Annotated in this window: 19 protein-coding genes; 13 read left to right on the top strand and 6 right to left on the bottom strand. The window is 69.3% G+C overall.

Going from position 1 to position 21,727, the window contains the following annotated elements; genetic code table 11:
• Positions 1–18 precede the first annotated feature (18 nt).
• Together AC3A6Y_RS25775 and AC3A6Y_RS25770 are read left to right on the top strand one after the other, a co-directional pair.
• Positions 19–1,305 carry a YeaH/YhbH family protein gene (locus AC3A6Y_RS25775; RefSeq protein WP_487871190.1) on the top strand — a complete coding sequence of 429 codons (1,287 nt, stop codon included), beginning with the start codon at positions 19–21 and terminating at the stop codon, positions 1,303–1,305.
• Complete coding sequence (locus AC3A6Y_RS25770; protein WP_487871076.1) at positions 1,302–2,819, top strand: SpoVR family protein; 1,518 nt, start codon at positions 1,302–1,304, stop codon at positions 2,817–2,819. The genes AC3A6Y_RS25775 and AC3A6Y_RS25770 overlap by 4 nt, the downstream gene beginning before the upstream one ends.
• On the opposite strand, the gene AC3A6Y_RS25765 is transcribed toward AC3A6Y_RS25770, so the two are convergent.
• A complete protein-coding gene (locus AC3A6Y_RS25765) occupies positions 2,816–3,454 on the bottom strand; it encodes a DNA-3-methyladenine glycosylase I (RefSeq protein ID WP_487871075.1) in 639 nt (212 codons plus the stop codon). The two genes, AC3A6Y_RS25770 and AC3A6Y_RS25765, sit on opposite strands and share 4 nt — an antisense overlap.
• The gene (gene aroQ, locus AC3A6Y_RS25760; protein ID WP_487871074.1) at positions 3,451–3,906 is read right to left on the bottom strand and encodes a type II 3-dehydroquinate dehydratase; all 456 of its coding nucleotides are present in this window, start codon (positions 3,904–3,906) and stop codon (positions 3,451–3,453) included. The genes AC3A6Y_RS25765 and aroQ overlap by 4 nt, the downstream gene beginning before the upstream one ends.
• 93 nt (positions 3,907–3,999) lie before the next feature.
• On the opposite strand from aroQ, the gene AC3A6Y_RS25755 reads away from it, so the two are divergent.
• From AC3A6Y_RS25755 to AC3A6Y_RS25735, 5 genes are all read left to right on the top strand, one after another.
• Positions 4,000–4,977 (top strand): aldo/keto reductase, encoded by a 978-nt coding sequence (locus AC3A6Y_RS25755; protein WP_487871073.1) that lies wholly within the window; start codon positions 4,000–4,002, stop codon positions 4,975–4,977.
• Between the two features lie 14 nt (positions 4,978–4,991).
• Positions 4,992–5,828: an amidohydrolase family protein gene (locus AC3A6Y_RS25750; protein ID WP_487871189.1), complete on the top strand. Its 837-nt coding sequence runs from the start codon at positions 4,992–4,994 to the stop codon at positions 5,826–5,828.
• 35 nt (positions 5,829–5,863) lie between these two features.
• The gene (locus AC3A6Y_RS25745) at positions 5,864–6,970 is read left to right on the top strand and encodes an S-(hydroxymethyl)glutathione dehydrogenase/class III alcohol dehydrogenase (RefSeq protein WP_487871072.1); all 1,107 of its coding nucleotides are present in this window, start codon (positions 5,864–5,866) and stop codon (positions 6,968–6,970) included.
• Between the two features lie 84 nt (positions 6,971–7,054).
• The gene (fghA, locus tag AC3A6Y_RS25740; RefSeq protein ID WP_487871071.1) at positions 7,055–7,912 is read left to right on the top strand and encodes an S-formylglutathione hydrolase; all 858 of its coding nucleotides are present in this window, start codon (positions 7,055–7,057) and stop codon (positions 7,910–7,912) included.
• Positions 7,913–7,936: 24 nt separating this feature from the next.
• On the top strand, positions 7,937–8,314 hold the full coding sequence (locus tag AC3A6Y_RS25735; protein WP_487871070.1) for a TfoX/Sxy family protein: 378 nt from the start codon (positions 7,937–7,939) through the stop codon (positions 8,312–8,314).
• Between the two features lie 57 nt (positions 8,315–8,371).
• Here AC3A6Y_RS25735 and AC3A6Y_RS25730 read toward each other — a convergent pair whose 3' ends face one another.
• The 3 genes from AC3A6Y_RS25730 to AC3A6Y_RS25720 form a co-directional block, all read right to left on the bottom strand.
• Complete coding sequence (locus AC3A6Y_RS25730) at positions 8,372–10,351, bottom strand: acetyl/propionyl/methylcrotonyl-CoA carboxylase subunit alpha (protein ID WP_487871069.1); 1,980 nt, start codon at positions 10,349–10,351, stop codon at positions 8,372–8,374.
• Positions 10,348–11,964 (bottom strand): acyl-CoA carboxylase subunit beta, encoded by a 1,617-nt coding sequence (locus tag AC3A6Y_RS25725; protein WP_487871068.1) that lies wholly within the window; start codon positions 11,962–11,964, stop codon positions 10,348–10,350. Before AC3A6Y_RS25725 ends, AC3A6Y_RS25730 begins: the two co-directional genes overlap by 4 nt.
• A gap of 192 nt (positions 11,965–12,156) precedes the next feature.
• Positions 12,157–12,705, bottom strand: a complete 549-nt coding sequence (locus AC3A6Y_RS25720; RefSeq protein WP_487871067.1) for a gluconokinase — start codon at positions 12,703–12,705, stop codon at positions 12,157–12,159.
• 61 nt (positions 12,706–12,766) lie between these two features.
• On the opposite strand from AC3A6Y_RS25720, the gene AC3A6Y_RS25715 reads away from it, so the two are divergent.
• From AC3A6Y_RS25715 to AC3A6Y_RS25705, 3 genes are read left to right on the top strand one after another with little or no spacing between them, the layout of a single operon-like run.
• Positions 12,767–15,982, top strand: a complete 3,216-nt coding sequence (locus AC3A6Y_RS25715; protein ID WP_487871066.1) for an efflux RND transporter permease subunit — start codon at positions 12,767–12,769, stop codon at positions 15,980–15,982.
• A 4-nt stretch (positions 15,983–15,986) separates the two neighbouring features.
• The gene (locus AC3A6Y_RS25710) at positions 15,987–17,195 is read left to right on the top strand and encodes an efflux RND transporter periplasmic adaptor subunit (protein WP_487871065.1); all 1,209 of its coding nucleotides are present in this window, start codon (positions 15,987–15,989) and stop codon (positions 17,193–17,195) included.
• A 2-nt stretch (positions 17,196–17,197) separates the two neighbouring features.
• The gene (locus AC3A6Y_RS25705) at positions 17,198–18,697 is read left to right on the top strand and encodes an efflux transporter outer membrane subunit (protein ID WP_487871188.1); all 1,500 of its coding nucleotides are present in this window, start codon (positions 17,198–17,200) and stop codon (positions 18,695–18,697) included.
• Here the strand turns inward: AC3A6Y_RS25705 and AC3A6Y_RS25700 are convergent.
• Positions 18,648–19,736 carry a PA0069 family radical SAM protein gene (locus AC3A6Y_RS25700; protein WP_487871064.1) on the bottom strand — a complete coding sequence of 363 codons (1,089 nt, stop codon included), beginning with the start codon at positions 19,734–19,736 and terminating at the stop codon, positions 18,648–18,650. The two genes, AC3A6Y_RS25705 and AC3A6Y_RS25700, sit on opposite strands and share 50 nt — an antisense overlap.
• A 182-nt stretch (positions 19,737–19,918) precedes the next feature.
• Between AC3A6Y_RS25700 and AC3A6Y_RS25695 the strand changes: the two genes are divergently transcribed.
• The 3 genes from AC3A6Y_RS25695 to add all read left to right on the top strand — a co-directional run bounded on the left by AC3A6Y_RS25695 (position 19,919) and on the right by add (position 21,726).
• On the top strand, positions 19,919–20,236 hold the full coding sequence (locus tag AC3A6Y_RS25695; RefSeq protein WP_487871063.1) for a transcriptional regulator: 318 nt from the start codon (positions 19,919–19,921) through the stop codon (positions 20,234–20,236).
• Positions 20,223–20,522, top strand: coding sequence for a BrnA antitoxin family protein (locus AC3A6Y_RS25690; protein WP_487871062.1), 300 nt, complete (start codon positions 20,223–20,225; stop codon positions 20,520–20,522). The genes AC3A6Y_RS25695 and AC3A6Y_RS25690 overlap by 14 nt, the downstream gene beginning before the upstream one ends.
• Positions 20,523–20,646: 124 nt before the next feature.
• The gene (add, locus tag AC3A6Y_RS25685) at positions 20,647–21,726 is read left to right on the top strand and encodes an adenosine deaminase (protein ID WP_487871061.1); all 1,080 of its coding nucleotides are present in this window, start codon (positions 20,647–20,649) and stop codon (positions 21,724–21,726) included.
• Position 21,727 lies beyond the last annotated feature (1 nt).

Below are 21,727 nucleotides of genomic sequence, written 5' to 3'. Positions count from 1 at the left end.
GGGAGTTCGGCCGTGGCCATGCTGCAGCAGATCATCGACCGCCGTCTGTCGGGGAAGAACAAGTCCATCGGCAACCGCGAGCGTTTCCTGCGGCGCTACCGCGAGCAGATCGGGGAAGCCGTGCGTCGCGCCGTCAGCGGCCGCAACATCCGCGACCTCGAGCAGGGCGAGGACATCACGCTGCCCAGGCGCGACGTGTCCGAGCCGGTGTTCGGGCACGGCCCCGGCGGCGACCGCGAGTACGTGCATCCGGGCAACCGCGAATACGTCAAGGGCGACCGCATCGAGCGGCCCCAGGGCGGCGGTGGCGGCAAGGGAAGCGGCTCGCAGGCCGGCGACGGCGAGGGCGGCGAGGACGACTTCGTCTTCCGCCTGACCAAGGAAGAGTTCATGCGGGTCTTCTTCGAGGACCTCGCCCTCCCCCACCTGATCCGCACCCAGCTGGCCGAAGTGCCGGAATGGAAGAGCCACCGCGCCGGCTTCACCCAGGACGGCATGCCCACCAACCTGCACGTCGTGCGTTCCATGCGCGGCGCGCTGGCCCGGCGCATCGCGCTGGGCGGGGACTCCCGGCGCGAGATCCGCGAGCTCGAGGCCCACCTGCTGCACCTGAAGCGCAGCCCCCGCGTCGCCGATGCGCTGGTGCAGCGGGAAATCCGCGACACCGAGGCCAGGATCGAGGAGCTCAAGGCCAAGGCCAAGCACATCCCGTATCTCGACCCCATCGACCTGCGCTACCGCAACCGCGTCAAGGTGCCGATCCCCTCGGCCAAAGCCGTGATGTTCTGCCTGATGGACGTCTCGGGCTCGATGGACGAGGCGCGCAAGGACATGTCCAAGCGCTTCTTCATGCTGCTGTACCTGTTCCTGACGCGGCACTACGAGAAGATCGAGCTGGTCTTCATCCGCCACCACACCCAGGCCAGCGAGGTCAGCGAGGAAGAATTCTTCCACGCCACCGAAACCGGCGGCACCGTGGTCTCCAGCGCGCTCACGCTGATGCACGAGATCGTCCGCGCGCGCTTCCCCAGCAACGAGTGGAACATCTACGGCGCCCAGGCCAGCGACGGCGACAACTGGCACCAGGACAGCGGCCGCTGCCGCGAGCTGCTGGCCGACCACCTGCTGCCGCTGGTGCGCTACTACGCCTACGTGCAGGTGGCGGACGCCGAGCAGAACATGTGGGAGGAGTACAGCCAGCTGGTCGACTCCCACAAGAATTTCGCAATGCGCAAGGTTGCCGACGCGGCGGACATCTACCCGGTGTTCCGCGACCTGTTCAAAAAGGAGAGGGGAACCGCGTGAACGCCAGGAAACGAGAACCGCTGCCCAGCCCGTCGGACTGGACCTTCGACCTGATCGAGCGCTACCACAGCGAGATCGCCCGCGTGGCGCGCGGCTACAAGCTCGACACCTACGCCAACCAGCTCGAGATCATCACGGCCGAACAGATGATGGATGCCTACGCCTCGGTCGGCATGCCCGTCATCTACCGCCACTGGTCCTACGGCAAGCAGTTCATCTCGACCGAGAAGAACTACCGCCGAGGCCACATGGGGCTGGCCTACGAGATCGTCATCAATTCCGACCCCTGCATCGCCTACCTCATGGAAGAGAACACCATGGCCATGCAGGCCCTGGTGATCGCCCATGCCGCCTACGGCCACAACAGCTTCTTCAAGGGCAACTACCTCTTCAAGATGTGGACGGATGCGTCGTCCATCATCGACTATCTCGTCTACGCGCGGAACTACATCAGCGAGTGCGAGGAGCGGCACGGCGTCTCGGCCGTCGAGGACCTGCTGGACTCCTGCCACGCCCTGATGAACCACGGCGTGGACCGTTATCGCCGCCCGCAGCGCCTGTCGCTGAGCCAGGAGCAGGCGCGCCGCGAAGACCGCGAGCACCACCTGCAGCAGCAGGTCAACGATCTTTGGCGCACCCTGCCCCGGCGCGCCGGCCGCAGCGCGGAGGAAGAAGAGGCGTCCAAGCGCTTCCCGTCCGAGCCGCAGGAGAACCTGCTTTACTTCATCGAGAAAAATGCACCATTGTTGGAGCTCTGGCAACGCGAAGTGGTGCGTATCGTGCGCAAAATCGGGCAGTACTTCTATCCGCAGCGCCAGACCCAGGTCATGAACGAGGGATGGGCCACCTTCTGGCACTACACCCTGCTCAACACTTTGTACGACGAGGGCCTGCTGGCCGACGGCTTCATGATGGAGTGGCTGCAGTCGCACACCAACGTCGTGTACCAGCCGCCCGTCGGCCACCGCGCCTACAGCGGGATCAACCCCTATGCGCTGGGCTTCGCGATGTACACCGACCTGCGGCGCATCTGCGAGGACCCGACCGAGGAAGACCGGCGCTGGTTCCCGGACCTGGCCGGCTCGCCCTGGCAGCAGACGCTGGACTACGCGATGCGCAATTTCAAGGACGAGAGCTTCGTCGGCCAGTTCCTCTCCCCGAAGCTGATGCGCGACTTCCGCTTCTTCGCGATCCGCGACAAGGAAAGCGAGCCGGAGCTCGAGGTCTCGGCCATCCACGACGACAGCGGCTACAGGCAATTGCGCGAGTCGCTGTCGCGCCAGTACGACCTGAACCACCGCGAGCCGAACATCCAGGTCTGGAGCGTCAACCTGCGCGGCGACCGCTCCCTCACCTTGCGGCACACCCAGCACAACGACCGCCCGCTGCACGACGATGCGCAGGAAGTGCTCAAGCACGTCGCCCGCCTCTGGGGCTTCGACGTGCACCTCGAGAGCGTCGACAGCCAGGGCCGCGTGAACCACCGCAAGGTGGCCGGCCCGCAGACCCACTAGCCAGGCGGCTTCAGCCCGGCGCGCGCCGCCAGCGCGAGTTCGCGCGCGTGGCACTGCTCGACGTGGTCGTTGACCAGGCCCATGGCCTGCATGAAGGCATAGACCGTGGTCGGCCCGACGAAGCTCCAGCCCCGCTTCTTCAGATCCTTGGACATCGCCACCGACTCCGGCGAGGTGGTCATGGCCCGGAGCGCCTCGTGGGTGAGGCGGCGCGGCCGCGAGGCCGCCTCGGGCTCGAAGCGCCAGGCATAGGCGGCCAGCGAGCCGAACTGCTCGCGCAGTTCCAGCACCCGCTGCGCGTTGTTGATGGTCGATTCGATCTTGCCGCGGTGCCGCACGATGCCCGCATCGCCGAGCAGGCGTTCCACGTCCTTCGGCCCGAAGCGCGCGACGCGCTCGGCGTCGAACTGCGCGAAGGCACGGCGGAAGGCCTCGCGCTTGTTGAGGATGGTGAGCCAGCTCAGCCCGGCCTGGAAGCCCTCGAGGCACAGCTTCTCGAACAGGCGCCGGTCGTCGGTGACCGGGAAGCCCCACTCGTGGTCGTGGTAGTGCTGATAGGCCGTGGTCGACTCGCACCAGCGGCAGCGCAGCGCGCCGTCTTCGCCGGTGAACAGGCCCGGTCGCTCCGCGCTCACGCGCCCTCGCTCACACGCACCAGCGCCTCGATCGCCAGCGCGTAGCCCTTGACGCCGAAGCCGACGATGATGCCGCGGGCCGCCGGCGAGATGTAGGAATGGTGGCGGAACTCCTCGCGCGCATGCACGTTCGAGATGTGCAGCTCGACCAGCGGCACGCTCGCGCCCTTGATCGCATCGTGCAGCGCGATCGAGGTGTGGGTGTACGCGCCCGGATTCATCACCACCCCCAGCATGCGACCGGCCGCCACCTCGCGGCCGGCCTCGTGGATCCAGTCGATGAGCTGGCCTTCGTGGTTCGATTGGCGGCATTCGATGCCGACCCCCAGCTTCGTGCCCGCCTCCGCGCACAGACGCTCGACGTCGGCCAGCGTTTCGTAGCCGTACTGCGCAGGCTCGCGGGTGCCGAGCAGGTTGAGATTGGGGCCGTTGAGGACGAGGATCTTTTTCATGTGGCGTTTGTAGCAGGTGTTTGCGGCCTCGGATGGCACTCCTCGTGGCAATCTGCTGCTTCGGGGCATGGTCCGCCCGAAGGAATAGCATCCATGAACACCAAGAGCATGCCGCTGCTGGAGCGGCTCGCCGGCCCGTTGAAACTCGGCCTGGGCGGCGCGCCGCTGGGCAATCTCTATGAACCGCTGTCCGACGCCGAGGCCGAGCGCACGCTCGAGGAGGCCTGGCGCCTGGGCCTGCGCTACTTCGACACCGCGCCGCTCTATGGCCATGGCCTCAGCGAGCTGCGGCTGGGCCGCATGCTGCGAAGCCGGCCGCGCGCGGACTTCGTGCTCTCGACCAAGGTCGGCCGCCTGCTGCGACCCGACCCGGCCGCGCCGCCCGAGCGCGACGGCTATGTGCACGGGCTGCCGCTGGCGCCGCATTTCGACTACAGCTTCGACGGCGCCCTGCGCTCGATCGAGGACAGCCTGGAACGGCTGGGCCTCTCACGCATCGACATCGCCCTGATCCACGACATCGACCGCCACACGCACGGGCAGCCCGCGCGCTTTCGCGAAGCGATGGAAGGCGCCTACCGCGCGCTCGACCGGCTGCGCGGCGAAGGCGTGCTGGGCGCCATCGGCATCGGCGTGAACGAGTGGGAGGTGTGCCGCGACGCCCTGGCCGCCGGCGACTTCGACTGCATGATGCTGGCCGGCCGCTACACCCTGCTCGACGACTCGGCCGCCCGCGAGCTGGTGCCGCTGTGCGTGGCCCGGGGCGTGAAGCTGATCCTGGCCGGTGTCTTCAACTCCGGCATCCTGGCGAGCGGCGCCACGCCGGGTGCGCACTTCCACTACCGGCCGGCGCCCGAGGCGGTGCGTTCGCGTGTCGCCCGCCTCGCTTCGACCTGCGCCGCCTTCGGTGTCGCGCTGCCGGCCGCTGCGCTGCAGTTCGCGCTGGCCTGCCCCGCCGCGGCCGCGGTGGTGGTGGGCGCGCGCAGCGCCGAGGAGCTCGCGCAAAGCGTCGCGCATGCGCAGGCGCCTGTTCCGGCGGCGCTGTGGGAAGCGCTGGCGCGCGAGGGCTGAAGCCGATGGGCACGCTGCGCATCGACGCGCACCAGCACTACTGGGCGCTCGCGCACCGCGATTACGGATGGCTGGCGGACACCCCGGCGCTGCACCCGATCTACCGCGACTTCGGCCCCGAGGACCTGGCTCCGCTGCTCGACCGAGCCGGCATCGACGGCACCGTGCTCGTCCAGGCGGCACCCAGCGAGGCCGAGACCTGGCGCCTGCTGGCCCTGGCCGGGCAGCCCGCCAGCCGGGTGCGCGCGGTGGTGGGCTGGACCGACCTCGCCGCGCCCGATGCACCGGCCCGGATTCGCCGGCTCGCGCAAGAGCCCTTGCTCAAGGGCCTGCGGCCGATGCTGCAGGACATTCCGGACCCGGCCTGGATCCTGGACGCGCGGCTTCGACCCGCCATCCAGACCATGACCGCCCTGGGCCTGTGCCTGGATCTCTTGATCAAGCCGCACCAGCTCGATGCCGCGCTGGCCTTCGCACGCGCGCATCCCTCGCTGCGCATGGTGATCGACCATGCCGCCAAGCCGGCCATCGCGCACCGCGCCTTCGAGCCCTGGGCCACGCAGATGGCCCGCTTCGCCGCGGAGACTCCGGTGCGCTGCAAGCTCTCGGGGCTGGTCACCGAAGCCGGCCCTGGATGGGACGCGGCCGCGCTGCGTCCCTATGTCGATCACCTGCTGCAGCACTTCGGCCCCGGGCGCCTGATGTGGGGCAGCGACTGGCCGGTGCTGAACCTGGCCGGTGGCTATCTGCAATGGCACGCGGTGTCGGACCAGCTGCTCGCTGCGCTGTCCGCGGCCGATCGGGCATGCATCCAGGGTGCGAACGCGGCGGAGTTCTATGGCATAAAGTAACGCGCCCCCGCACCTCTTCACTTTTGCGCCTGCCCATGAAAACCAAAGCCGCCGTCGCCTGGAAATCAGCCCAACCGCTCAGCATCGAAACCGTGGACCTCGAAGGTCCGAAGTTCGGCGAGGTGCTGGTCGAGATCAAGGCCACCGGCATCTGCCACACCGACTACTACACCCTCTCGGGCGCCGACCCGGAAGGCATCTTCCCCGCCATCCTCGGCCACGAAGGCGCGGGCATCGTGGTCGACGTCGGCCCCGGCGTCACCTCGCTCAAGAAGGGCGACCACGTCATCCCGCTCTACACGCCCGAGTGCCGCCAGTGCAAGTTCTGCCTCTCGCGCAAGACCAACCTGTGCCAGCTGATCCGCGGCACGCAGGGCAAGGGCCTGATGCCCGACGCCACCAGCCGCTTCAGCCTGGACGGCAAGCCCATCTTCCACTACATGGGCACGAGCACCTTCAGCAACTACACCGTGGCGCCCGAGATCTCGATGGCCAGGATCCGCGAGGACGCGCCCTTCGACAAGGTCTGCTACATCGGCTGCGGCGTGACCACCGGCATCGGCGCGGTGATCTTCACCGCCAAGGTGGAGGCCGGCGCCAACGTGGTGGTGTTCGGCCTGGGCGGCATCGGCCTGAACGTGATCCAGGGCGCGAAGATGGTGGGCGCCGACAAGATCATCGGCGTCGATTTGAACCCGGCGCGCGAGGCGATGGCGCGCAAGTTCGGCATGACGCACTTTCTCAACCCCAAGGAGCACGCCAACATCGTCGACGCCATCGTGCAGCTGACCGACGGCGGCGCCGACTACAGCTTCGAGTGCATCGGCAACACGCAGGTGATGCGCCAGGCGCTCGAGTGCACGCACAAGGGCTGGGGCCGCAGCATCATCATCGGCGTGGCCGAGGCCGGCGCCGAGATCAGCACCCGGCCCTTCCAGCTGGTGACCGGCCGCAAGTGGGAAGGCTCGGCTTTCGGCGGCGCGCGCGGGCGCACCGACGTGCCGAAGATCGTCGACTGGTACATGGAAAACAAGATCAACATCGACGACCTGATCACCCACACCATGCCGCTCGAAGACATCAACAAGGGCTTCGACCTGATGAAGCGCGGCGAGTCGATCCGCGGCGTGGTGCTGTACTGAAGCGCGCCGGGCCATGGCGACGATGAAAAAACCGCAGGCCTTCGCCGGCGCGGTGCTCGAACCGGTGATGCGCCTTTCCCATCCATGAACAACGGCATCCGCACGCTTTCCGAACACCGCTGCTTCGGCGGGACCCAAGGCTTCCACGAACACGACGCACGCGAGATCGGCCTCGCGATGCGCTTCTCGGTGTTCCTGCCTCCGCAGGCACGGCAGGGCCCGGTGCCGGCGCTGATGTACCTCGCGGGCCTGACCTGCAACGAGGAGACCTTCATGGTCAAGGCCGGTGCCCAGCGCCTGGCGGCCGAGTTGGGCCTGGCGCTGATCGCGCCCGACACCAGCCCGCGCGGCGCGCAAGTCCCCGGCGAAAGCGACAACTGGGACTTCGGCGTCGGCGCCGGCTTCTACCTCGATGCCACGCAGGCGCCCTGGGCCACGCACTGGCGCATGGAAAGCTGGATCGTCCACGAGCTGCTTCCGCTGGTGGGTGGGCATTTCCCGATCGATGTCCACCGCGTGGGCATCTTCGGCCACTCGATGGGCGGCCACGGGGCGCTGACGCTGGCGCTGCGCCATCCGGGCCGCTTCGCCTCGCTCTCGGCATTCGCCCCGATCTGCGCGCCCACCGAGTGCCCTTGGGGCGAGAAGGCGTTCGGGGGCTACCTGGGCGCCGATCGCGAGCAGTGGCTCGCGCACGATGCGAGCGCGCTGATGCAGTCGCAGACCGCCGCGCCCTACCCGGAAGGCATCCTCGTCGACCAGGGCCTGGCCGACAAATTCCTGGCCGACCAGCTGCATCCGCACCGGCTCGAGGCGGCCTGCCGCGCCGTGGGCCAGCCGCTCACGCTGCGCCGGCACGAGGGCTACGACCACGGCTACTTCTTCGTGCAGAGCTTCGTGGCCGAGCACCTTATGCATCACGCCCGGAGCCTCGAGGCCTGAGGCGGGCCCGGGCCCGCACACGCGATGAGCCAGTTCGTCCAGAGCCTGCACGAGGTGTTCGAGCGCATGGGCCGCATCCAGGCGCGCCGCATGTTCGGCGGCCACGGCATCTACCACGATGGACGCATGTTCGCGCTGGTGGCCGGCGACACGCTCTACCTCAAGGCCGATGCCCTGACGCTGGCCGAATTCGAGAAGCGAGGGCTGCCCGCCTTCGGCTACGAACGCGAGGGCCGGCGCACGGAGATGTCTTACCGCCAGGCACCGGAGGAGATCTTCGAGGACCGGGAGGAGGCGGGCCGTTGGGGGCGGATGGCGTGGGAGGCGGCCTTGCGCTCGGGAACACCCAAGCGCGCGCGGCCGCCCGCCGCAAAGAAGACGCCCAGAGGCAAGGCGCGTTGAGAGGAGCAGGCCTGAAGGTGCGAGGCGCGCTGCGCGTGCCTGTCCGTCACCCCCAGCCTACGACGCCCCCGCCTCGATTTCCGCGACCACCCGCTGCGCCGCCACCTGCTCGCCGACGGCGACATGCAGCGCACCCACCCTGCCCGCCGCAGGCGCCGCATGGATGTGCTCCATCTTCATCGCCTCCAGCGTGACCATCGCCTGCCCGGCTTCCACACGGTCGCCCACCGCGACCAGCACCGCGACCACGCGCCCGTTCATCGAGGCGCGCAGCTTGCCGTCGCCGCCGCCTTCGCCCGGACGCACGCCCGCGGAGCGCGCCTGCTCGTCGATCACGAAAGGCCGGCCGCGATAGTGCAGCAGCAGGCGCGTGCCTTCGCGGTGGAACACCGCGCTCTCCATGACGCCCTCGCAGACCAGACGCGCCCGATCGCCGTCGAGCCGGACCATCGCCAACTCGACGGCATTCCCGTCGATGTCGACCTCGAAGCGCTGTTGCCCGCGCTGCTGCAGCCGGCCTGCATGACGCCGGCCGTCCACATCGAAGCGCAGCGGGACCGCGAGCGAGTGCGTCAGCGCGCGGCCGCCCGGTTGCCGGCTGCGCTCGCCCGCCGTCTCGTGCAGCAGCACAGCCGCCACCGCCGCCGCACGCAGGTGCGCCGCGTCGTCTGCCGCGAGCAAGGCCTCGGCATGCCGCGCGATGAAATCGGTGGTGGCCTCGCCCGCAGCGAAGGCAGGATGGGCCAGGCAGCGGCCCAGGAAGAGCTGGTTGGTCGTGACGCCGAGCGCCACCAGCGCCTCCAGCCCGTGCAACAGGCGGCGGCGCGCCTCTTCGCGCGTGCGGCCATGGGCGATCAGCTTGCCGATCATCGAGTCGTACCAGGGCGGAATCTCCGCGCCGGAGCGCAGCGCATGCTCGACGCGCAAGCCCTCGGGCGGCTGCCACAGCGCCAGCGTGCCGCTCTGCGGCATGAAGCCCTGCCCCACATCCTCGGCGCACAGCCGCAGCTCGATGGCGTGGCCTTCGAAGCGCACCTGCGCCTGCGTGAGCGCAAGCGCCTCGCCCGCGGCGATGCGCAATTGCAGCTCGACCAGGTCGAGACCGGTGATCGCCTCCGTCACCGGATGCTCGACCTGCAGCCGCGTGTTCATCTCCATGAAGTAGAACCGGCCCTGCGGATCGAGCAGGAACTCCAGCGTGCCCGCGCCCTCGTAGCCGATCGCCTTCACGGCTGCGAGCGCGGCGGCGCCCATGCACTCGCGCAACTCGGGCGTGACCGCCGGCGAGGGCGCCTCCTCGATCAGCTTCTGGTGGCGGCGCTGCACCGAGCAGTCGCGCTCGCCCAGGTGGATGGCGTTGCCGTGCCGGTCGGCGAAGACCTGGATCTCGATGTGGCGCGGTGCCGCGATGGCACGCTCCAGGATCACGGTGTCGTCGCCGAAGGCGCCGCGCGCCTCGGACTTCGCGCTCCTGAGCAGCTCGGCGAATTCATCGTCGGACGACGCGAGCCGCATGCCGCGGCCGCCGCCGCCGGCGCTGGCGCTGGCCTTGATCATGACCGGATAGCCGATGCGCCCGGCCTCGGTGCGCAGCCGCTCCTCGCCCTGGTCCTCGCCCTGGTAGCCGGGGATGCAGGGCACGCCGGCCTCGCTCATCCGGCGCTTGGCGCCGGCCTTGTCGCCCATCGCTGCGATGGCCTCCGGCGAGGGGCCGATGAACACCAGCCCGGCCTCGCGGCAGGCGCGCGCGAACGCCTCGTTCTCGGCCAGGAAGCCATAGCCCGGATGCACGGCATCGGCACCGGTACGCCGGGCCGCCTCCACGATCGCCGGGATGCACAGGTACGACTGCGACGGGAGCGGCTCGCCGATGCAAACCGCCTGGTCGGCCTGCGCGACGTGCAGCGCGCCGGCATCGGCCGTGGAGTACACCGCCACGGTGCCATAGCCGAGCGCGCGCGCCGTGCGCATCACCCGCAGCGCGATCTCGCCCCGATTGGCGACGAGGATCTTGTGGAACGGCGTCGCAGGCCTCATGGGCGCGCCACCGAAAACTGCATGGGTTGCGGAAGCTTCGCCTGCGCATCGCGGCAGATCGACATCAGCTGCGCCAGCACGGCGCGGGTGTCGCGCGGGTCGATCACACCATCGTCGAGCAGCAGCGCGCTGGTGCTGAACACGCTCATCTGGCGCTCGAAGCGCTCGATGATCTGCCGCTGCAGCGCCTCGAGCTTGGCGTGGTCCACCTCGCCCTTGCGCCGCATCGCGGCCTCGGTGACCATGGCCATGGTGCGCGCCGCCTGCTCGCCGCCCATCACCGCCGTCTTCGCGTTGGGCCAGGAGAAGCAAAAGCGCGGGTGAAAGCCGCGCCCGCACATGCCGTAGTTGCCGGCGCCGAAGGAGGCGCCGCAATGAATCGTGAACTGCGGCACGGTGGCATGGGTCACGGCCTGGATCATCTTGGAGCCGTGCTTGATCATCCCGGCCTCTTCGTACGCGCGCCCCACCATGTACCCGGTCGTGTTCTGCAGGTAGAGGATGGGCGTGCGCGCCTGGCAGCAGGCCTGGATGAAATGCGTGGCCTTGTTGGCACCGGCCACGTCGATCGGGCCATTGTTGGTGACGATGCCCAGCGGCCAGCCCTCGATCTTCGCGGTGCCGCAGACGGTGGCCGGGCCGTAGTCCCGGCCGAAGGCAAGGAACCCGGAGCCGTCGGCGATGCGCGCGATCACCTGCCGCATGTCGACCGGATGCTTCGGGTCCATCGGCATGATCCCCAGCAGTTCCTCGGCGTCGTGGCGCGGAGGCTCGAAGCTGCGCAATTCCCGAGGCACGCCGCGGTTCCAGTCGATGCAGTCCAGGATCTCGCGCGCGATGCGCAGCGCATCGCGGTCGTCCTCGGCCAGGTAGTCGCCCAGGCCCGAGACCGAGGTGTGCATCACGGCCCCGCCCAGTTCCTCCTCGCTCGCGATCTCGCCCGTGGCCGCCTTCAGCAGCGGCGGCCCTGCAAGGAAGGCGCGGGTGCGGTCGCGCACCATCACGATGTGGTCCGAGAGCCCGGTCTGGTAGGCCCCGCCCGCGGTGGAGGAGCCGTGCGTCACCGTCAGCACCGGCAGCCCCGCGGCCGACATCCGCGCGAGGTTGCGGAAGATGTTGCCGCCGCGCACGAAGTCCTCCACGCGGTAGGCCATCAGGTTGGCGCCGGCGCTCTCGACCAGTTGCACGAAGGGCAGGCGGTTCTCCAGCGCCAGCTCCTGGATGCGCAGTTGCTTGTCCAGGCCCATGGGCTGCAGCGCGCCCGCGTCGATGCCGGCATCGGACACGCTGACCATGCAACGGATGCCCGACACCTGGCCGATGCCCGAGATCACGCCACCGCCCGGCACGCTCTTCTCCGGGTCGGGGTTGTCCATGCCGAAGCCGGCCAGCGTGGACAGCTCGAGAAAGGGCGCGCCGGCGTCGAGCAGCAGCGCCAGCCGCTCGCGCGGCAACAGCTGCCCGCGCTTTTCGAAGCGCTCGCGCGAGGCCGCGGAGGCCTGCACGGTGCGCGCCTCGATGCCGCGGAGGCGCTCGATCAGCGCGAGCATGCCGGCGCGGTTGGCCTGGAAGGCTTCGCCGTGCGGCGAAAGGGTCGACTCGATCACCGCCATGCCGGGTTCCCCCGCGCATGGCCGAGCGGCGTGATGTCGTGCGCGACAAGTTCGCGCAAGGCGGCGCGGAACTGCCGGCGCTCGGTGCGGAAGCAATGGCCGGACGGTGGAGCATCGAGCATGAGCGGGCGTGGGCAAGGTCGGGGCCACCACCTTAGCCCGCCGCCGCACCTGAGGGCTTGCGCGAACTGGCTACGGCGCCGGACCGGCCGCCGCTTCCTGCTCCAGCCAGGCCCGGGCCCGGCTCACCTGTTCGGCAGGCGGCGCGGTCGCATCCACCGCCAGCACCCCCGCCTCTCCGACCGGCGACTCGAGGGTGGCGAACTGGTCGGCGACCAAAGTGGCCGAGAAGAAGTGGCCACCGCGCCCGGCGACCCGGCGCTCGGCCTCCTCGCGCGACAGCGCCATGAAGACGAAACGCAGTGCCGGCACCGCGGCTCGCAGCCGCTCGCGATAGTTGCGCTTGAGCGCCGAGCAGGTCAGCACCGCTCCCTGCGGATGCGCCGCGAGCGTGGACGCCAGGGTGTCCAGCCAGCCGGCCCGATCGGCGTCGGTGAGCGCGATGCCGGCGCGCATCTTGCTCACGTTCTCGGGCGGGTGGAAGTCGTCGCCTTCGATCAGCGGCAGGCCGAGCTCGCGGGCCAGCGCGGCCCCCAGGCTGGACTTGCCGCAGCCCGAGACGCCCATCACGACGAGCCAGCGGGGGGAGTTCTGCAATGAAGAAAGGTAAAGCTCGGTCATTGGGACTATTGTCTTGCCATCTCTACTTATGATGCGCCCTTCTCGCGGGAAGTAACAAGCCGTGTCCATGGTTTCGCTGGCGCTGCGCCGCCCCTACACCTTCATCGTGATGGCGATGCTCATCGTGCTGGCCACGCCCTTCGTGCTGGCGCGCATGGCCACCGACATCTTCCCGGACATCGACATCCCGGTGCTGAGCATCATCTGGAACTACGGCGGCCTGCCGGCCCAGGAGATGGGGCAGCGCATCGCCGGCCAGACAGAGCGCGGCCTCACCACCACGGTGAGCGACATCGAGCACATCGAATCGCAGTCGCTGGCCGGCGTGAGCGTGATCAAGATCTTCTTCCAGCCCACGGCCAACATCGAGACCGCGATCGCCCAGACCGTCGCCTCGGTGCAGACCCAGGTTCGCCAGCTGCCGCCGGGCATCACGCCGCCGCTGGTGATCAAGTACTCGGCCTCCAGCATCCCGGTGATCCAGCTCGCGCTGTCGAGCAGCGAGCGGCCGGAGAACGCGCTATTCGACTCGGCCATCAACCAGTTGCGGCCGCAGCTCATCACCATCCCCGGCGTGGCCATCCCCTTTCCCTATGGCGGCAAGAACCGGGTGATCTCGGTGGACCTCGACACCCAGGCGCTGCAGGCGCGCGGGCTCTCGCCGGCCGACGTGGTGAACGCGGTCAACGCACAGAACCTGATCCTGCCCTCCGGCACCGCCAAGTTCGGCGCCACCGAGTACGGCGTGCGCATGAACGGCTCGCCCGAGGTGCTGGCCGGCCTCAACGACCTGCCGGTGCGCACCGCGGGAGGCGCCACCACCTACGTGCGCGACGTGGCCCATGTGCGCGACGGCTTCCAGCCGCAGACCAACATCGTGCGGCAGGACGGCGTGCGCGGCGTGCTGCTGTCGGTCATCAAGAACGGCGCCGCCTCCACGCTGGACATCGTCTCCAACCTGCGTGCCATGCTGCCGGTGGCGCAGCAGAGCATGCCGGCGGACATCAAGGTCACGCCGCTGTTCGACCAGTCGCTCTTCGTCAAGGCCGCGGTGCAAGGCGTGGTGCTCGAGGCCATCATCGCCGCCCTGCTCACGGCCGCGATGGTGCTGATCTTCCTGGGCAACTGGCGCAGCACGCTGATCATCGCGGCAACCATCCCGCTGTCGATCCTGGCCTCGATCCTGGCGCTCCATGCGCTGGGCGAGACGCTCAACCTGATGACGCTGGGCGGGCTCGCGCTGTCGGTCGGCATCCTGGTCGACCAGGCGATCGTCACCATCGAGAACATCGAGCGCCACCTGCACATGGGCACGCCGCTCAACGAGGCGATCATGGTGGGCGCCGGCGAGATCGGGACGGCCGCCTTCGTCTCCACGCTGTGCATCTGCATCGTGTTCGTGCCGATGTTCTTCCTCTCGGGCGTGGCGCGCTTCCTGTTCGTGCCGCTGGCCGAGGCGGTGGTGTTCGCGATGCTGGCCTCCTACATCCTGTCGCGCACGCTGGTGCCGACGCTCGTCATGCTGCTGATGGGCCGCGCACAGGCCCACGGCGCCACCGCCGGCGACGCGAAGCCCGGCCTGCTGCAGCGGGTCTACCGCAGCTTCGACCGGCGCTTCGAGCGCGTGCGGCGCGCCTACACGCTGGTGCTGTCGGCACTGCTGTCCAGGCGCGGGGGCTTCATCGCGCTCTTCCTCGGCTTCTGTCTCTCGTCCTGCCTGCTGTACCCGGTGCTGGGCCGCGACTTCTTTCCCAGCGTGGACGCCGGCCAGATCCGCCTGCACATGCGCGCACCCACCGGCACCCGCATCGAGGAGACGGCGCGGCTGGCCGACGAGGTGGAGGCGGCGATCCGCGAACTGGTGCCGAAGGACCAGCTCGAGACCATCCTCGACAACCTCGGCGTGCCCAACAGCGGCATCAACCTCTCCTACAGCAACGCCGGCACCATCGGCACGCTGGACGGCGAAATCCTGCTCTCGCTGCGCGACGGGCACCGGCCCACGGAGGAATTCGTCTCGCTGCTGCGCGCGGAGCTGCCGAAGCGCTTTCCCGGCGTCGAGTTCTTCTTCCAGCCGGCGGACATCGTCACGCAGATCCTCAACTTCGGCTTGCCCGCGGCCATCGACGTGCAGTTCAGCGGCAACGACCTGGCGGGCAATTCGCAGCGCGCCGCGGAACTGGTCAAGGCCATCCGCAAGATCCCCGGGGCGGTCGATGCCCATGTGCACCAGCGCCTGGACGCGCCCAGCCTCAGCCTGCAGATGGACCGCACGCGGCTGCAGCAGGTCGGGCTCACGGCGCAGAACGTGGGCCAGAACGTGCTGATCGCGCTGTCGGGCAGCTCGCAGACCGCGCCGGCCTTCTGGCTCAATCCGCAGAACGGCGTGGTCTACAACGTCGCGGTGCAGACGCCGCAGTACAAGGTCGACTCGCTCGATGCGCTGCTCAACATCCCGGTGGGCGCCTCGGGCGCCGGCGCCGGGCCGCCGCAGCTGCTGGGCAACCTGGTGGAGGCGCAGGCCGCACGCATGCCTTCGGTGGTGTCGCGCTACAACATCGCGCCGGTGGTCGACGTGTATGTCGGCGTGCAGGGCACCGACCTCGCCAGCGTCGCGAACGAGGTCAAGAAGCTCGTCGACGAGATCCGGCCCAAGCTCTCGCGCGGCAGCCAGGTCACGATCCGCGGCCAGGTGGAGACCATGCAATCTTCCTTCCTCGGGCTGGGCATCGGGCTGGCGATGGCGGTGGTGCTGGTGTACCTGCTGATCGTGGTCACCTTCCAGTCCTGGCTGGACGCCGCGATCATCATCACCGCCCTGCCCGCGGCGCTGGCCGGCATCGCCTGGATGCTGTTCCTCACCGGCACCACGCTGAGCGTGCCGGCGCTGACCGGCGCGATCATGACCATGGGCGTGGCCACGGCCAACAGCATCCTGCTGATCGCTTTCGCGCGCGAGCGGCTGGCGGCCGGCGTGCCGCCGCTGTCGGCCGCGCTGGAAGCCGGCGCCACCCGCATCCGGCCGGTGCTGATGACGGCGCTGGCCATGATCATCGGCATGATCCCGATGGCGCTGGGCCTGGGCGAAGGCGCCGAGCAGAACGCGCCGCTGGGCCGCGCCGTGATCGGCGGCCTGCTGTTCGCGACCGTGTCCACCCTGTTCTTCGTGCCGGCCGTGTATGCCGGCATCCACAGCCGCCTCGCCCATCGCAAGGCGGCGCGCGAAGCCGAAGCCAACGCGCCGCCGTTGCAGGGCGCCGCGCCCCAGGAGAGTTGAGACCATGACGGAGCAACGCCACGCGGCATTGGCCATCCACCCGATCGCCGCCGACGAGCAGGGCGAGCATCATGCGCTGCTGCGGCGGCGCCAGATCGTGCGGCGCACGCGCATCGCGGTGCTGATCGTGCTGGCGTTGCTGGCCGTCGGCGCGGCACGCACGGTCTTCGTCCGCATGGCGAACGCGCGCGCGCTGGAGGCCTCTTCCACCGAACTCGCCAAGCAATACGTGAAGACCGCGCTGCCGCAGACCGCCGCCGCCGGGCAGACGCTGGCGCTGCCGGGCACGCTGCAGGGCTTCGTGCAGTCGCCGATCTCGGCACGCGCGAGCGGCTACCTCAAGCGCTGGACCAAGGACATCGGCAGCCAGGTCCAGAAGGGCGAGCTGCTGGCCGAGATCGAGACGCCGGAGATCGACCAGCAGCTCTCGCAGGCCATCGCCGCGCGCCAGCAGGCCGCCTCCAGCCTCGATCTGGCGAAGAGCACCGTGGCGCGCTGGGAGAACCTGCGCAAGAAGGACGTGGTCTCGCAGCAGGACCTGGACGAGCGGCGCAGCGGCCTCGCGCAGGCCACGGCCAACGTGGCTGCTGCCGATGCCAACGTGCAGCGGCTGCGCCAGACCGAAGGCTTCAAGCGCATCGTCGCGCCCTTCGCCGGCGTGATCACGCGGCGCAACGTCGATGTCGGCGACCTGATCGATGCGGGCGGCACACGGCCGCTGTTCCTGCTTGCGCAGACCGATCCGCTGCGCGTCTACATCAACGTGCCGCAGGCCTACGCGCAACTGGTCAAGGCCGGGCAGCCGGTGGTGGTGACGCAGGCGGAGCTGCGCGGCCAGAGCTTCAAGGGCGAAGTGGCGCGCACCTCGGGCGCCATCGACACGGCCACGCGCATGATGCAGGTCGAGGTGTCGCTGCCCAACCGAGAGGGCCTGCTGCTCCCGGGCGCCTACGTGCAGGTCTCGCTGCCGCTGGCGGCCAGCCGCGCGCTCAGCGTCCCGGCCAATGCGCTGCTGTTCCGCGCCGAAGGCACGCGCGTCGCCACGGTCGATGCCGAAGGGCGCGTGCGCCTGCGCACCATCCAGGTCGGGCGCAATTACGGCGAGACGGTGGAGGTGCTGGACGGCATCACGGCCGGCGACCGGCTGATTCTCAACCCCTCGGACTCGCTGGCCGAGGGCGACGTGGTGACGGTGGCCAAGGAACCGGCGTGAGCGTGCGTGTCGCAGCGATTGCAGCCGCTGCCTTGCTGCTCGCGGCCTGCGCCGCCGGCCCGGACTATCGCGCCCCGCAGGTCGAGGTGCCGGTGAGCTGGCAGCTGGAGGAGCCCTGGCGCCGGGCCGCGCCCGGCGACGCGCTCGACAAGGGCCCGTGGTGGCAGCGCTTCGGCGACGCCGAGCTCGATCGCCTGCAGCAACAGGCGCTGCGCAACAGCCCCACGCTGATGCTGGCCGGCGCGCGGCTCACCCAGGCGCGCGCCACGCTGTCGGCGGCCGATGCCGCGCGCTATCCGCAGCTGGGCCTGGGCGCGCGTGCCTCGCGGCTCAAGATCTCCGCCAACCGCCCGCTCACCAACTACGCGACGCAGAACTTCTCCACGGTGCAGAACGACTTCGCGCTCTCGCTCAACGCCAGCTACGAGTTCGACCTGGCGGGCCGCGTGCAGCGCTCGGTCGAGGGCGCGACCGCTTCCGCGGCGCAGTCGGCTGCCGACGTGGAGAACACGCGCCTCCTGCTCACCACCGACCTCGCCTCGGCCTATTTCAACCTGCGCGCCACCGACATCGAGCTCGACGTGCTGTCGCGCTCGATCGCGCTGCAGCGCCGCGCGCTCGAGCTCGTCACGGCACGCCACGACCTCGGCGCCGTCTCCGGGGTCGATGTGGCGCAGCAGCAGGCTCTGCTCGACAGCACGCTCGCGCAAGTCGATGTGCTGAAAAAGCAGCGCTCGCAGTACGAGCATGCGCTCGCCACCCTGAGCGGCACGCCGGCGCCCGGCTTTGCGCTGGCGGCCGACCTGCGCCCCATCGTGCCGCCGGCCATTCCGCTCGGCGTGCCCTCGGAAGCGCTGGAGCGGCGGCCCGACGTCGCCTCGGCCGAGCGCGCGATGGCCGCGGCCAATGCGCAGATCGGCGTCGCGACCGCGGCCTTTTATCCCAGCGTGATGCTGACGCCGACGGTGGGCGTCGACAGCCGCATGATCGAGACCTTGTTCGATGCGCCCAGCCTGCTGTGGTCGGTGGGCGTGTCGGCGACGCAGGTGCTGTTCGACGGCGGGCGCATCCGCGCCAACGTGGACTTCGCGCAGGCCGGCTACGAAGGCACGGTGGCCAACTACCGGCGCGTGGTGCTGACGGCGATGCAGGAGGCGGAGGACGGCATCACCGGCCTGGCCGCGCTCGACCGCGCGGTTGCGCAATCGCTCGCCGCCGTCGAGTCGGCGCGCCGCGTGCTCGATATGGCGACCAGCCGCTACGAGGGCGGCGCCTCGACCTACCTCGACGTGATCAGCGCCCAGCAGTCCTTGCTGGTTGCCGAGCGCCAGGCCGCGCAGCTGCAGGGCCAGCGCCTGCTGACCTCGGTCTTTCTCGTGAAGGCACTGGGCGGCGACTGGTGCGGTGTGCAATCGCGCGGAGCGAGCGGGAGCGCGAGCGCGAGTGCCGACGCTAGAACAGACTGCCCTGCCCCGCTGCGCCGGGTGGCCGGAACGCGCTGAGGTCGAGCGCGACGCGCTCGCGGTTGAAGCCCAGGCGATGCGTCGCCTTCTCGAAGCGCTGGCGGATCAGCTCGGCCCACAGGCCGCTGCCGACCATGCGGGTGCCGAAGGCGGCGTCATAGTCTTTGCCGCCGCGCATCTCGCGGATGCGCGCCATGATGCGGCCCGCGCGCTGCGGGTAATGCAGCTCCAGCCACTGCTTGAAGAGCGGCGCCACCTCCCAGGGCAGGCGGATCACCGTGTAGAAGGCGCTGCGCGCGCCGGCCTCCCAGGCGGCCTCGAGCACCTTCTCCATGTCCTCGGTGACGAAGGGGATCTGCGGCGCCACGCTCACCCCCACCGGCACGCCCGCTTCGGCCAGCGTGCGCACCGTGCGCAGCCGGCGGTGCGGCGCGGCGGCACGCGGCTCCAGCTTGCGCGCGAGCTCGCCGTCGAGCGTGGTGATGGTGACGTAGACCGCCGCCAGGTGCTGCGCCGCCATCGGCGCGATCACGTCCAGGTCGCGCTCGACGGCGCTGGACTTGGTGACCAGGCCGAAGGGATGGCGCACCTCCTGGAGCAACTCGATCACCGAGCGCGTCAGGCGCAGCTCGCGCTCGATCGGCTGGTAGCAGTCGGTTGCAGTACCGATCGCCAGGTTTTGCGGCCTGTAGCTGCGCCGGCCCAGTTCGGCACGCAGCACCTCCACGATGTTGCGCTTGGCGATCAGCTTGGTCTCGAAGTCCAGGCCGGGCGAGAGATTCAGGTAGCTGTGGGTCGGCCGCGCGAAGCAGTAGATGCACCCGTGCTCGCAGCCTCGGTAGGGGTTGATCGAGCGATCGAAGGGGATGTCCGGCGAGTCGTTTTCGCTCAGCACCGACTTGACGTCCTCGAAGCGCACCTCGGTCTGCAGGGGCGGCAGCGGCTCGCCGGAGCCCTCTTCGAGCGTGCCCCAGCCGTCGTCGAAGGCATCGCGCTCGTCGCGCTCGAAACGGTGGGGCAGGCGGGTCGCGGCGCCGCGGCCCTTGATGGCGTGGAGGGGAATGAAAGCATCGGGCATGGTCTTTCAACCTCGAATGACTGGATGGATATACAGTATTCCACCAATCGACTTGACGTGCACGCGGGTTCGCACTCGCGCCACCACCCACTTGCGTATAGAGAGAGAGAGGGTCAGCCATGGGCACCTCGCTACAAGCAATTCCCTGGGTTAGTTTACTTGTTACTACAATAAATTAAAAAATGCTGACCGTTATCGAGACGCCCGAATTCATCGCTTGGTCTGCCAAGGTCTGGTCTGATGCCGAGCGCATGGAATTCATCGACTGGATCTCGGAAAACCCGGAGGCTGGCGACGTGATTCCCGGCTCCGGCAGCCTGCGCAAGGTGCGCTGGGTGCGCGCCGGCATGGGCAAGCGCGGCGGCGCTCGGGTGATCTACTTCATCCGTACAGCACGCAACGAAGTGGTCTTGGTCCTGGTCTACGCCAAGGCCAAGTTCGACAACATCAGCACCCATGTGCTGAAGGCGATCAAGGAGAAACTCGATGCCCAAGACTAAGGATCCGGAAATGGCCGAGTTCGAGGCCGCTCTGCTGCGCAGCATTGATCAAGCACAGCGCGGCGAACATGCGGCGGCCCACACCCCCGCGCAGATTGCAGCGCGCAAGCGCGGGCGGCCTGTGGGCAGCGTCAAGGAAGATGCGAAGGTGTCGACGACGATTCGCTTCGACGCCGACGTGCTGGCAGGCCTCAAGGCGACCGGGCCGGGATGGCAGACACGCGCGAATGACGCATTACGCGCAGCCCTGAAGGCAGGACGATTGAAGGCGGAACCGACGCACTGACGGACCTGTCCGCGCGTGCGCGACACGATCCGGGTGGCGGCCGGGTTGCAACAGCGGCTCCGTCCAGGGGTGCCCAGGCGCCGGCATTTTGCTTGTGGCGGGTGCGCTCACTAAACTGCCCCGGATGACGCCCGCGCCCGCTCCCCTCGACGCCTTCCTGCACGCGATCCCGAAGGTCGAGCTGCACTGCCATCTGTTCGGCACCGTTCGCCACGCCACCTTCGCGGCGCTCAACCGCCGAGCCGGTGCGCCGCTCGCCGAGCAGGAGGTGCAGGACTTCTACACGCGCGGCGAGAAGCCCGTCGGCGTGCTGCGCGTGCTGCGCGCGCTCGATGCCCACCTGGTGCGCACGGCCGACGACCTGCACCTTCTGGCCTTCGAGTACCTGGAGGACGCCGCGGCCCATCACGTTCGCTACAGCGAGTTTTTCTGGAACCCGACCGGCACCGTGCACGCCTCCGGCATCGACTACCGCGCGGCGCAGGAGGCGATCGTGCGCGCCATCCACGACGCGCAGCGCGACTTCGGCATCACGGGCAGGCTGATCGCGGCGATCGACCGCGAGGCGAGCCCCGAGGCTGCGGTCGAGATGGTCGGATGGGTCACCTCGAACCGCTGCGACGAAGTGATCGGCATCGGCATCGACTACCGCGAGGTCGACCGGCCGCCCGAGCTGTTTCTGCAGGCGTACCGCGACGCGCGGCGCGCCGGCCTCAAGACCACGGCGCACGCGGGCGAATTCGGCATGCCCTGGACCCACGTGCGCACGGCGCTCGATCTGCTGCAGGTGGACCGCATCGACCACGGCTACACGGTGGTGGACCACCCCGCATTCGCGCGCGAGTGCGCCGAGCGCGGCGTGCTCTTCACCGTGGTGCCCACCAACTCCTATTACCTGCGCACGCTGCCGCCGGAGCGCTGGGCGCTGGACCACCCGATCCGCCGCATGCCGGGCCTGGGTCTGCGCATCCATCCCAACACCGACGATCCGACACTGCACAAGGTCACGCCCACGCAAGCCTGGGCCACGATGGTCCGCGACTTCGGCTTCGGGCTGGATGCGCTGCGCGGCTTCATGCACAACGGCCTCGATGGCGCCTGGATCGACGATGGCACGCGCCGAGACTGGCGCGCGCAGTGGAGCGCCGAGTTCGACGCGCTGCGCGCCCGGCTCGCACCCGACATCCCCACCTCCGGAACCTGAC

This window comes from Variovorax sp. Soil_C_17, assembly GCF_057657265.1.
This window is presented reverse-complemented; position numbering and strand designations above follow the sequence as displayed.

Coding starts and splice junctions, on each gene's coding strand:
- AC3A6Y_RS25775 (WP_487871190.1), top strand. CDS start 19: ATGCTGCAGCAGATCATCGACCGCCGTCTGTCGGGGAAGAACAAGTCC.
- aroQ (WP_487871074.1), bottom strand. CDS start 3,906: ATGAAAAAGATCCTCGTCCTCAACGGCCCCAATCTCAACCTGCTCGGC.
- AC3A6Y_RS25755 (WP_487871073.1), top strand. CDS start 4,000: ATGAACACCAAGAGCATGCCGCTGCTGGAGCGGCTCGCCGGCCCGTTG.
- AC3A6Y_RS25745 (WP_487871072.1), top strand. CDS start 5,864: ATGAAAACCAAAGCCGCCGTCGCCTGGAAATCAGCCCAACCGCTCAGC.
- fghA (WP_487871071.1), top strand. CDS start 7,055: ATGAACAACGGCATCCGCACGCTTTCCGAACACCGCTGCTTCGGCGGG.
- AC3A6Y_RS25735 (WP_487871070.1), top strand. CDS start 7,937: ATGAGCCAGTTCGTCCAGAGCCTGCACGAGGTGTTCGAGCGCATGGGC.
- AC3A6Y_RS25730 (WP_487871069.1), bottom strand. CDS start 10,351: ATGAGGCCTGCGACGCCGTTCCACAAGATCCTCGTCGCCAATCGGGGC.
- AC3A6Y_RS25725 (WP_487871068.1), bottom strand. CDS start 11,964: ATGGCGGTGATCGAGTCGACCCTTTCGCCGCACGGCGAAGCCTTCCAG.
- AC3A6Y_RS25720 (WP_487871067.1), bottom strand. CDS start 12,705: ATGACCGAGCTTTACCTTTCTTCATTGCAGAACTCCCCCCGCTGGCTC.
- AC3A6Y_RS25710 (WP_487871065.1), top strand. CDS start 15,987: ATGACGGAGCAACGCCACGCGGCATTGGCCATCCACCCGATCGCCGCC.
- AC3A6Y_RS25700 (WP_487871064.1), bottom strand. CDS start 19,736: ATGCCCGATGCTTTCATTCCCCTCCACGCCATCAAGGGCCGCGGCGCC.
- AC3A6Y_RS25695 (WP_487871063.1), top strand. CDS start 19,919: ATGCTGACCGTTATCGAGACGCCCGAATTCATCGCTTGGTCTGCCAAG.
- AC3A6Y_RS25690 (WP_487871062.1), top strand. CDS start 20,223: ATGCCCAAGACTAAGGATCCGGAAATGGCCGAGTTCGAGGCCGCTCTG.
- add (WP_487871061.1), top strand. CDS start 20,647: ATGACGCCCGCGCCCGCTCCCCTCGACGCCTTCCTGCACGCGATCCCG.